This window comes from Nocardia sp. NBC_01388 (assembly GCF_045040085.1).
Lineage (GTDB): Bacteria > Actinomycetota > Actinomycetes > Mycobacteriales > Mycobacteriaceae > Nocardia.
Genome location: NZ_CP109553.1, coordinates 6,276,135 through 6,287,223, shown reverse-complemented (window position 1 = coordinate 6,287,223; position 11,089 = coordinate 6,276,135). Strand labels below are relative to the sequence as shown.

The window sequence follows — 11,089 nt, the reverse complement described above, 5'->3', positions numbered from 1 at the left end:
GTAGGTAGACTACCCAGGGAATAAGCGGAGGAACAACCTCGACTTGATCGGCGTGACTCGCGCTGCGAGGCGTGGTGAGAGGATGGACCCATGGTGGGCCGAGGTGCTGCAGGAACTGTTGTCGCAGGTAGAAGCACGAAAGACGCGATCCGAGACGCCGCGATTCAGTTATTTACCAGCAAAGGCTTTGAACAGAGCAGCCTACGCGAGGTTGCCGATGCGGTGGGAATCACAAAAGCCTCGCTCTACTATCACTATGCCTCGAAGGTCGATCTGCTCGTGGCAATAATCGAGCCGATGTTCGACGACCTGCGTTCGACGGTGGAGAGCCTCGACGAAATTCCGCATTCGCCGCAGACCGTGCGCGAGGTGCTGACCGATCACCTGCGCTCCATTCTGGGTCATCGGGCCGCGGGAACGCTATGCATGCGTGACACGGTCGCCATAGTCAATGCGCTCGGCGATCGATATCCGGACCTGATCCAGCTGAGCCGCCGCATGAATACCTGGCTCGCGGGCCCGGGCGCCAGCGATGAGGAAATACTGCGCGCGGCCGCCGCCATGCAGGTGCTGGGCGCGGCACTGATGTCCAAGGAAAGTGTGCCCAATGCCCCCGAAGAGCTGATCGAGAGTGTCCTGCTGAATGCCGCACTGGGCGTGCTGAATCCGGGGCGATAGTATTACCCGGTTTCGCCGCGTTTTGCGAAGGTGCCAACTGATTTCGTGAGGGCCGGGTAACTCGCCCGAAATCGGTTTGGCACACGACCGCAGGCACGCGTGCATGATTGTTCACGGCACCCGAGCCGTGCGCAGAAGTTCCGGGGAGGCGGCTCAGTGCACATCACCGCGAAGGTCGATTACGCGGTGCGCACCCTCGTGGAAATCGCTAAGGCGCAATCGGATTCGGTCAAGGCCGATGCCATCTCGAGTGCGCAGGACATTCCGCCGAAGGTGCTCGAGTCGGTGGTGGCGGATCTGCGGCGCGGAAAACTCGTCACCAGTCGCCGCGGCCCCGACGGCGGATACCGCCTGGCTCGCCCGGCCGGCGAGATCAGCATCGCCGATGTGATTCGCGCCGTGGAGGGTCCGCTCGCCTCGGTGCGCGGGCAACGCCCCGAGGATGTGGAGTACGCCGGCGCCGCGGAACCGCTGCAGCGGGTGTGGATCGGCCTGCGCGTGAATATCCGCGCGGTGCTCGAGCGGGTGACGGTCGCCGATATCGCCAATGATCTACTGCCGTCCTTCCTGGACGAGCTGCTGCACGATCCGGACGCCTGGACACGGCGCTCGCGCGGCACCGGCGGCCCGGTCTCCACCCAGTGGCAGGACCTGGACCAACCGAACATCTGATGTGACCTGGGCGATGTCGGACGGGCCGAAAAACCTCGCGCCCGTCCTCCCGCGATGGCGGTAACCTGCCAACATCATGTTGATTCGACTTCTGCGCACCTTCCTGGCGCCCTACCGCAAGCAGCTGGCGGGGGTGGTCGTGCTTCAGCTGATCTCGGTCATCGCCATGCTCTACCTGCCGACCCTCAACGCCGACATCATCGACAACGGCGTCACCAAGGGGGATATCGGCTACATCTGGAGCACCGGCCTGATGATGCTCGCCGTGACCGGCGTGCAGATCGTCGCCCAGTCCGTCTCCGTATATCTGGGCGCGCAGGCGGCCATGGGCGCGGGCCGCGATATGCGTGCGGGTCTGCTGCACCGGGTCGGCGGCTTCTCCGCCCGCGAGGTGGGCGTGTTCGGCGCTCCCTCGCTGATCACCCGCAATACCAATGACGTGCAGCAGGTGCAGCTGCTGGTGCTGATGAGCGCGACCATCCTGGTGATGGCCCCGATCATGTGCGTGGGCGGCATTGTGATGGCGCTGCGTGAGGGCGCCGGGCTGTCCTGGCTGCTGCTCATCGCCGTGCCGGCGCTGGCGCTGGCGATGGGTTTCATCATCACCCGCATGGTGCCCGGCTTCCGGCGCATGCAGACGCGTATCGATGCGGTGAACCGCGTTCTGCGCGAACAGATCACGGGTATCCGCGTGGTCCGCGCCTTCGTGCGCGAGCGGCAGGAGACCTGGCGCTTCGGTGTCGCCAACAAGGATCTGACCGAGCAGTCGCTGTATGTCGGCCGCTATATGGCGATGATGTTCCCGCTGGTCATGCTCATCTCGAATGTGACCATGGTGGGCGTGATCTGGTTCGGCGGCCACGAGATCAATGACGGGACGCTGCAGATCGGTTCGCTGACCGCGATGCTGGCGTACATCATGCAGATCCTGACGGCGGTCATGATGGCCTCCTTCCTTGCCATGATGGCGCCGCGCGCCGCGGTATCGGCCGAGCGCATCGGCGGCGTGCTGGAGACCGAGTCCTCGGTGCAGCCGCCGCAGCATCCCCAGCCGTTCCAGGGTGATCCCGGGATCGTCGATTTCGCCTTCGCGGAATTCAAGTTCCCGGGCGCGGAAAAGGCTGTGCTGCGGTCGATTCGGTTCCAGGTGCGGCCCGGCACCACCACCGCGATCGTCGGTGCGACGGGTGCGGGCAAGACCACGCTGATCAATCTGATTCCCCGGCTCATCGATGTCACCGACGGCGCGGTGCTGGTGGGCGGCACCGACGTGCGGAATATCGATCTGGAGCTGCTGCGCGATCAGATCGGCCTGGTCCCGCAGAAGGGCTACCTGTTCTCCGGCACCATCGCCTCGAATCTGCGCTACGGCAAGCCGGACGCGACGGATGAGGAACTGTGGCACGCCCTGGAGATAGCGCAGGCCGCCGACTTCGTCCGGGAAATGGGGCAGGGGCTGGAAACCCCTGTCGCACAGGGCGGTACGACCGTATCGGGTGGTCAGCGACAGCGGCTGGCCATTGCCCGAGCGGTGGTGCGCAGGCCGCGCATCTACCTGTTCGACGACTGCTTCTCCGCGCTCGACGTCTCGACCGATGTGCGGGTGCGGGACGCGCTGCGCCCGGAAACTCGTGATGCGGCGGTAATCATTGTGGCGCAGCGGATTTCGACCATCCGCGAGGCCGATCAGATCGTGGTGCTGGAAGACGGCGCCATGGCGGGCATCGGCACGCACGAACAACTCCTGCAGGACTGCAACGAGTACAAGGAAATTGTCGAGTCGCAGTTCAGTGCGGAGGAGGTCCGATGAGGCCCGGAGCAGTCAATCCCGGTGCGCCGGATGCCAAAGCGAAATCCTTCGGCCCGTCGCTGAAGCGCCTGCTGCACCGGCTCGCGCCCGAACGCCTATACCTATCCATTGTTTTCGTGCTGGCCGTGGCCTCGGTGGTGCTCAATACGCTGGGCCCGCAGATTCTCGGTAATGCCACCAACCTCATCTTCGACGGTGTGGTCGGCAAACAGCTGCCCGCGGGCATGAGCAAGGACCAGGCGGTCGAGCAGCTGCGCGCCGGCGGCGACTCCACCTTCGCCGACATGCTCGCCAGCATGAACGTGATTCCCGGTACGGGCGTGGACTTCTCGGCCGTCGGCCATGTGCTGTCCATCGTGCTGGCGCTCTACATCAGCGCCGCGGTATTCGGCTGGCTGCAGGCGTTCCTGCTGAATGTCGTCATCAACCGGACCATCAAGCGGCTGCGCAATGAGATCGAGGAGAAGATCCATCGCCTGCCGCTGAGCTATTTCGATTCGTCGCCGCGCGGTGACGTGCTCTCCCGCGTCACCAATGACGTCGACAATATGGCGCAGTCGCTGAACCAGACCATGAGCCAGCTGCTCATCTCCGCGCTGTCGGTGATCGGCATCCTGATCATGATGTTCTGGATCTCGCCGCTGCTGGCGGTGATCGCACTGCTCACCGTGCCGCTGGCGATCATTGTCACCGCGACGATCGCCAAGCGTTCCAAACCGCACTTCGTGGATCAGTGGAAGCTGACCGGCCAGGTCAATGCCCAGGTCGAGGAGGCCTTCACCGGGCACGAGGTGGTGAGTGCCTTCGGCCGCGTGCGCGAGGTCGGCGAGCGTTTCGACGAGACCAACGGCAAGCTCTACAACGCGTCGTTCAAGTCGCAGTTCATCTCCGGCCTGATCATGCCCGCCATCATGTTCCTCGGAAACCTGAACTACGTGCTGATCGCCGTGGTCGGTGGTTTGCGGGTGGCGTCCGGCAATCTGTCCCTCGGTGAGGTGCAGGCGTTCATCCAGTACTCGCGTGGTTTCACCCAGCCGCTCACCCAGATCGGCTCGATGATCAATCTGCTGCAGTCCGGCGTGGCCTCGGCCGAGCGGATCTTCGAGATTCTCGATGCCGACGAGCAGGTGCCCGATCCGCAGGTCGAGGATTCGCGGCCGCTGGATCGCGGGCGGGTGGCCTTCGAGAACGTCTCCTTCCGCTACGCGCCGGAGACCCCGATCATCGACGATCTGTCGCTGGTCGCGGAGCCCGGGCATGTGGTGGCCATCGTCGGGCCGACCGGTGCGGGCAAGACCACGCTGGTCAATCTGCTCATGCGTTTCTACGAGGTGGATTCCGGCGCGATCACCATCGACGAGGTGGATATCACCCGAATCTCGCGTGATCGCCTGCGTTCTCGCATCGGCATGGTGCTGCAGGACACCTGGCTCTTCGGCGGCACCATTCGGGAGAACATCGCCTACGGCAATCCGAATGCCTCCGAGGACGACATCATCGCCGCCGCGCGGGCCGCGTACGTGGACCGGTTCGTGCACGCGCTGCCGAACGGCTACGAGACCATGATCGATGAGGAGGGCTCCGGCGTCAGCGCCGGTGAGAAGCAGCTCATCACCATCGCGCGCGCCTTCCTGGCCAAGCCGTCCATCCTGATCCTGGACGAGGCCACCAGCTCGGTCGATACCCGCACCGAACTGCTGGTGCAGCACGCCATGGCGGCGCTGCGCCGGGACCGCACGAGTTTTGTTATCGCACACCGTCTTTCGACGATCCGCGATGCCGATCTGATCGTGGTCATGGAGAAGGGCAAGATCGTCGAGACCGGTACACACGAGCGCCTGCTCGCCCACCGCGGCGCCTACTACAGCCTCTACCGGGCGCAATTCGCCGCCGCCATCGAAGAAGAAGAAGACGAATCGGTCTCGCTCGGCAAATCCTGACAATAGGCAGTAAAGGTGACAACTGATTTCGTGGGGTAGGGGTAACTCCCCCGGGTACCCCCGAAATCGGTTGGGCACCCAACCGGCAGCACGCGTGCATGACTGCCGACGGCACCCGAGCCGTGCGCTCGAGGTCCGGGGAGGCGAGAGTGCGAGGATGGGCGGGTGTCTTCGCCCGAGTTCTCCTTCAAGGTCGGTACCCGTCTGGAAGGCCACCACGGCCGGTCCGGGCTGATCAGCACCCCGCACGGGGAGATCGCCACCCCGGCGTTCATCCCCGTCGGGACCAAGGCAACCGTGAAAGCGGTGCTGCCGGAGACCATGAAGGAACTGGGTTCGCAGGCGCTGCTGTCCAATGCCTATCACCTGTATCTGCAGCCGGGTTCCGACGTCATCGACGAGGCGGGCGGCCTGTCGAAGTTCATGAACTGGCCCGGGCCGACCTTCACCGACAGCGGCGGCTTCCAGGTCATGTCGCTGGGCGTGGGTTTCAAGAAGGTGCTCGCCATGGAGTCCGTGGGCGTGCAGAACGATCAGGTGATCGCCAAGGGTAAGGAGCGCCTCGCCCATGTGGACGATGACGGCGTCACCTTCCGCTCCCATCTGGACGGCTCGAAGCACCGCTTCACCCCCGAGGTGTCCATGGGCATTCAGCATCAGCTCGGCGCGGACATCATGTTCGCGTTCGACGAGCTGACCACGCTCATGAATACCCGTGGCTATCAGGAGGAGTCGCTCGAGCGCACCCGGCGCTGGGCGCAACGCTGCATCGACGAGCACGAACGCCTGACCGTCGCGCGTGCGCACCGCCCGTATCAGGCGCTGTTCGGCGTCATCCAGGGCGCGCAGTACGAAGACCTGCGCCGCAAGGCATGTCGTGATCTGGAAGCGCTGCGCGGCAGTGCCGGAACGGAATTCGACGGTTACGGCATCGGCGGCGCGCTCGAGAAGCACAATCTGGGCACCATCGTCGGGTGGTGCTGTGATGAACTGCCGGAACACAAGCCGCGCCATATGCTCGGCATCAGCGAGCCGGAGGATATGTTCACCGCGGTCGAGAACGGCGCGGACACCTTCGACTGCGTGAACCCGTCGCGGGTGGCGCGCAATGGCGCCATCTACGTGGAGCCGGGCCGATTCAATATCAATACCGCGCGCTTCAAACGCGATTTCACGCCGATCGACGAGACCTGCGACTGCTACACCTGCGCCAACTACACCCGCGCCTACCTGCATCACCTGTTCAAGGCCAAGGAGATGCTGGCCTCCACGCTGTGCACAATCCACAACGAGCGCTTCACCGTTCGCCTGGTGGACCGCATTCGGGAGAGCATCGACGGCGGGTACTTCCAGGACTACAAAACCGAATTCCTCGGCCAGTGGCGCGGCCGCCTCAAAGCCCCCGAAGACGTCTGAGAGCCGGGATCCACAGCAGCGCAGCAGATCCCGGCCGATGCCGTCGTTCTACTCGAAGATCGCCGCTCGCTCACGCGGTGCGTAGGTGGGTTCGCGCTTCTTGAGGAATGCGATGCAGCGGTAGCTGATCGGCAGGATCATCATCTCGACGCCGGTCTTCCAGACGAAGCCGACGATCACATAGTTGATGTAATCGCCCCAGGTGCTGATGCCGATGGCCGTCGCGGCGATGGAGCAGAACACCAGCGTGTCGCCGATCTCGCCGGCCACGGTGGAACCGAGCAGCCGTGCCCACAGGTGCTTCTCCTTGGTGCGCTCCTTGATGAGCACCAGGGTCACCGAGTTGAGGAACTGTCCGACGACGTACCCGGACACTCCGGCGAGCGCCAGCTGCGGTGTCTTGCTCAGCGCCACGCGGAACGAGTCGGTGCTGTCGCCGAGCGAGCCGGCGGGCATCTCGATGGCGATCCAGAAGCAGGCGATCATCAGCACCAACATGGCGAAGCCGTAGTAGACGGCCCGGCGGGTGGCGCGGAAGCCGTAGACCTCGCTGAGGATGTCGCCGATCACGTACGCGAGCGGGAACAGGAAGAACGCACCGTCCAGGGTCAGCGGCAGGATGGTGACCGGGCCGACGGACAGGTGGTTGTGGGTGAAGAATTGCACGCCCTTGGTGGCGCAGATATTGGAGATCAGCAGAACCGCCGTGAAGATCACGACCACCTGCGTGTAGTAGCCCCCCGCGGCCGTCGCAAATGCTGCGTGCTCCGGCGCGGGGCTTCCAGATCGGTCCGAATCGACCGTTTTCGTATCGCTCACGCGGAGAAGTATCCCCGGAATGATCGATGGGTATGGGCTGGTGGGGTGCCTTAGGCTGAACCTCATGACGCAATCCGGGGATTCCGACGAGTGGTGGAAGCAGTACGGGGGTGAGGGCGCCGCGCCCGAGACCCCGTCTTCCGCGCCGCACCAGGCGACGCCGCCACCGTTCGGGTACTCCTCCGCTCCGAATCCACAGCAATCGCCGCTGACTCCGCAGTCGCAGTCGCAGTATCCGAATTATCCTCCGCCGCAGCCGAATCCGGCCGCCGGCTATCAACAGCCGGGTTCCGGCGGTTATCCACAGGCCACACCGGGCGGCTATCCACAGCCCCCTCAGGCGCCGGGACAACCTCCGTACGGTTATCAGCCCGGATATCAGCCGTACGGTTATCAACAGCCGTCGTCGAATACCAACGGTCTGGCCATTGCCGCGCTGATCGTCTCGATCGTCGGCGTGCCGCTGGCCTTCTTCTGCTTCCTGCTGCCGATCGCGCCCCTGATCGGGCTGATTCTCGGCGTGGTCGCGCTGAACCAGGTGAAGAATTCCGGTCAGCAGGGACGCGGGCTGGCGCTGGGCGGTATCTGGATCGGCGCGGCCGGTATCGCGATCAGCATCCTGCTCCTCGCGCTCTTCATCGGCGGGATCGTGAGCGCGCCCTCCACCTGAGCCGAATTCACCGCCCCGGCAAGCGAATTCGCCGTCCGGGCAAAACAAAGCGGGTGCGCCTCCGGTGAGGAGGCGCACCCGCTTCTATTGTTCGGGGCAGCGTCAGTTGGTCTTGATGACCTGGGTGCCGCCGGCGAACTTGTCGTGCCAGCCCTGCTTGTTCGGGTCCTGCTCGATGGTGACCGCGATATAGATCGCGAGGCCGATGCTGACCAGGGTGCCGAGGCACGGGATGAACTGGATCGCGACGAACAGGTTGCGCTTGGCCGAGGTGACCGGATCCAGCGGTGCGCCGCCGGGGCCGAGGACCCGCAGGCCGAGGATCTTCTTGCCGAGGGTCTGGCCGCCCTGCTGCGTCTCCATGAAGACGAAGTAGCCGAAGGTGATGAGCGGCAACAGAATGTCCCACACCAGCACGATCGAGCTGGGCAGCAGGACGTACACGATCGCGCCCACGATGCCGAAGATCAGACCGTCGATGAAGCGGGCCGCGAAGCGCAGCCACAGGTCACCGGGCTGCGAGCCGCCGCCCCCGCCGCCGAACCCGGGAGGCTGCTGGCCGTACGGCTGGTACGGCTGCTGGCCGGGGTAGCTCGGCTGCTGGCCGAACTGCGGCTGCTGGTTGTAGGGATCGGACTGGCCGAACTGCGGCGGCTGCTGGCCGTAGCCCGGCTGCTGCGGCTGACCGTAGGGATCGGACGGCGGCTGCTGGCCGTACGGCTGCTGCGGCTGCTGTCCGTACGGATCCGACGGGGGCTGCTGCCCGTACGGCTGCTGGGGCTGCTGGCCGTACGGCTGCTGCTGGCCCTGCGGGTACGGCTGCCCATACGGCTGGCCGCCCTGCGGATACTGGTTGGGGTCGTACCCACCGCTTGTCATTTGTCTGTGCCGTCCTCGTCGAATTCGTTCGGGGTCTGGTCGAGTGCGTACGTTACGGACCCGAACTGGGTTGCAACAAGCCGTTCGGGTCGAGTGTCCACGGTTCTTGGGGCAGCCGCTCGGGGCGAAATTGCGTGAGCAGCTGCGCAATTGTGGTTGCGGTGGGATAACCCAATGAGGTTGCGAGCGCGTTCAATATTTGGTCGGGGGTCTCGCCGAGTGCGATTCTATCGCGCAGGGTGACCGCGCCGTCGCGTTTGGCAAGCCGTTGCCCGGCGGTATTGAGCACCAGCGGTACATGTGCGTACTGCGGTATCGGCAGCCCGAGCAGGGTGGCGAGATAGACCTGACGTGGGGTGGAAGCCAGCAGATCGTCGCCGCGCACCACCTGATCGATGCCCTGGTCGGCGTCGTCCACGACGACGGCCAGGTTGTAGGCGGGCGAACCGTCGCCGCGCCGGAGCACCAGATCGTCGACGGCGCCGCGGTAGCTGCCGAGCAACTCGTCGGTGATGACCAGTTCGGTGATATCGGCCCGCAGTCGTAATGCCGCTGGTCGGCCCGCGGCGCGTTGTTCCGCTCGTTCGGCGTCGGTGAGCGCGCGGCAGGTGCCCGGATAGGCGCCCATCGGTCCGTGCGGCGCGGTCACCGCCTGCTGTATTTCCCTGCGGGTGCAGAAGCATTCGTAGGTGCGCCCGGCCGCGGTCAGCTCGGCGATGGCAGCGTCGTAGAGCGGCAGGCGCTGCGACTGCCACACCACCGGCGGCTCCCAGTCCAGTCCGAGCGCGGCGAGATCCGCCGACTGTCGTTCCGCCGCACCGGGTTTCACTCGATCCAGATCCTCCATCCGGAGCCGGAAACCGCGTCCGGTGGAGCGTGCGAACAGCCATGCCAGCACTGCCGTGCGGAGATTCCCCAGGTGCAGGTCACCTGAGGGACTGGGTGCGAATCTTCCGAATCCGGACACGGTCGTCCATGCTAGGCGCAACCTTCGCAAACTTCGCGGCACTTACGGTCCTTCGCACTCTTGCGGGTGCACACAAACGATGCGAAATAGCAGTTGCCGTGTGTATTCAGCGAAGCCGCAGGCGGGGGCTCAGGTCGTCGTCCGTTAGCGGCTTTTCCTGGTCCAGAGCAGCGAGTATCGCGTTCGCGCGGGCGATGAGACCGGGGGTGTCGATATCGTACGGGGGCGGTCCGAAGGCGGTGAGACGGTGAATCGCGCGTTCCAGAAGTGTGCGAGCGCCCTTGGAATTTCCGCGTTGAATGTGGGTCAGGCCAACGGCGTACTGGGCCAGTCCCTGCCACAGCATCCGCTCGGCGAACGGCCCCTGCTTCCAGGCCGCCTCCAACACCTCGTGGGCGTTGAAGGGGAGACCGTCGTCGAGTAGGCGCTGTGCGTAGTCGAGGGTCTCGTCGGGCTCCAGCTGGAGATCATCGGGGATGCGTGGCACCCCGATACTGCCGAAGGGCAGGGGGCGGCCGAAGCGATCACGCGGCCGGGCATTCCGCGCCCGCCCGTCGTCGTCGCGGTCGCGAGCGCTCTCGTCCTGCGTGGGGTCGGCCATGAAGTCCATCTTCCCGGATGCCGCGCTCGGCGTCCGACCAGGAGTTAGCCAAAAGGTCCGCAAACAAACCGACAACTTTATTGCGATCTTTATCATTCATGCGTTTCGAGAGGCGGCTATCTTTAGGCTAATAATTAGCTGGCTATCCTTGCTATGTATTTGCTGATTGAAAACGAAAGAATGCGATCTCCTAATGACGAACCCTGCTAGGGTTTAGCCCGGGAACGGCCAGCGGGGGTGCATTCCCATCGTGAAGTGCAGAGAGCAGGTTGTACGGAGAGGTTGCGTGCAACCTCGGGAGTACAAGGGATTCGCGAATCTCCATGGATCCCATTGCCACCAAGATCGATGCCAGCAAGAACTCACGCTTGACGAAACGAAGGAGCTAGAACCGTGAATGCGGATTACACAGGCGCCGTCTGGCGCAAGAGCAAACATAGCGGACCCAATGGCAACTGCGTAGAGGTGGCTTTTCTCGTAGATGGCAATGTCGGGGTTCGTGACAGCAAGGAACGCGGCCACGGGCCGAGCCTGGCTTTCACTCCGGGTGAGTGGGACGCATTCCTCGCCGGTGTTTCGGACGGCGAGTTCAACCGGGCCTGAGCAGGCCGGCTGAACCGAGAAAACAAAGCCCCGA

At 64.4% G+C, this 11,089-nt stretch carries 11 protein-coding genes; 7 read left to right on the top strand and 4 right to left on the bottom strand.

What is annotated here, in order from left to right; all coding sequences use genetic code 11:
• Positions 1–90: 90 nt before the first annotated feature.
• The 5 genes from OG716_RS30305 to tgt all read left to right on the top strand — a co-directional run bounded on the left by OG716_RS30305 (position 91) and on the right by tgt (position 6,516).
• On the top strand, positions 91–678 hold the full coding sequence (locus OG716_RS30305; protein WP_405133924.1) for a TetR/AcrR family transcriptional regulator: 588 nt from the start codon (positions 91–93) through the stop codon (positions 676–678).
• 156 nt (positions 679–834) lie between these two features.
• A complete protein-coding gene (locus tag OG716_RS30300) occupies positions 835–1,350 on the top strand; it encodes an Rrf2 family transcriptional regulator (RefSeq protein ID WP_327143164.1) in 516 nt (171 codons plus the stop codon).
• A 76-nt stretch (positions 1,351–1,426) separates the two neighbouring features.
• Positions 1,427–3,160, top strand: coding sequence for an ABC transporter ATP-binding protein (locus OG716_RS30295; RefSeq protein ID WP_405133923.1), 1,734 nt, complete (start codon positions 1,427–1,429; stop codon positions 3,158–3,160).
• A complete protein-coding gene (locus OG716_RS30290) occupies positions 3,157–5,100 on the top strand; it encodes an ABC transporter ATP-binding protein (RefSeq protein ID WP_405133922.1) in 1,944 nt (647 codons plus the stop codon). Before OG716_RS30295 ends, OG716_RS30290 begins: the two co-directional genes overlap by 4 nt.
• 165 nt (positions 5,101–5,265) lie before the next feature.
• Positions 5,266–6,516, top strand: coding sequence for a tRNA guanosine(34) transglycosylase Tgt (tgt, locus tag OG716_RS30285; protein ID WP_405133921.1), 1,251 nt, complete (start codon positions 5,266–5,268; stop codon positions 6,514–6,516).
• Between the two features lie 48 nt (positions 6,517–6,564).
• Here the strand turns inward: tgt and OG716_RS30280 are convergent, their stop codons facing one another.
• Positions 6,565–7,335 (bottom strand): queuosine precursor transporter, encoded by a 771-nt coding sequence (locus tag OG716_RS30280; protein WP_405133920.1) that lies wholly within the window; start codon positions 7,333–7,335, stop codon positions 6,565–6,567.
• Positions 7,336–7,399: 64 nt separating this feature from the next.
• On the opposite strand from OG716_RS30280, the gene OG716_RS30275 reads away from it, so the two are divergent.
• Entirely contained in the window at positions 7,400–8,005 is a 606-nt protein-coding gene (locus OG716_RS30275; RefSeq protein ID WP_405133919.1) for a DUF4190 domain-containing protein, read from the top strand.
• A 102-nt stretch (positions 8,006–8,107) separates the two neighbouring features.
• Here the strand turns inward: OG716_RS30275 and OG716_RS30270 are convergent, their stop codons facing one another.
• The 3 genes from OG716_RS30270 to OG716_RS30260 form a co-directional block, all read right to left on the bottom strand.
• Positions 8,108–8,884 carry an RDD family protein gene (locus tag OG716_RS30270; RefSeq protein ID WP_405133918.1) on the bottom strand — a complete coding sequence of 259 codons (777 nt, stop codon included), beginning with the start codon at positions 8,882–8,884 and terminating at the stop codon, positions 8,108–8,110.
• Between the two features lie 52 nt (positions 8,885–8,936).
• Positions 8,937–9,851 (bottom strand): tRNA glutamyl-Q(34) synthetase GluQRS, encoded by a 915-nt coding sequence (gene gluQRS, locus OG716_RS30265; RefSeq protein WP_405133917.1) that lies wholly within the window; start codon positions 9,849–9,851, stop codon positions 8,937–8,939.
• A gap of 106 nt (positions 9,852–9,957) precedes the next feature.
• The gene (locus OG716_RS30260; RefSeq protein ID WP_405133916.1) at positions 9,958–10,452 is read right to left on the bottom strand and encodes a DUF309 domain-containing protein; all 495 of its coding nucleotides are present in this window, start codon (positions 10,450–10,452) and stop codon (positions 9,958–9,960) included.
• 393 nt (positions 10,453–10,845) lie between these two features.
• Between OG716_RS30260 and OG716_RS30255 the strand changes: the two genes are divergently transcribed.
• On the top strand, positions 10,846–11,055 hold the full coding sequence (locus tag OG716_RS30255) for a DUF397 domain-containing protein (protein ID WP_327143173.1): 210 nt from the start codon (positions 10,846–10,848) through the stop codon (positions 11,053–11,055).
• The last annotated feature ends 34 nt before the right edge of the window (positions 11,056–11,089 follow it).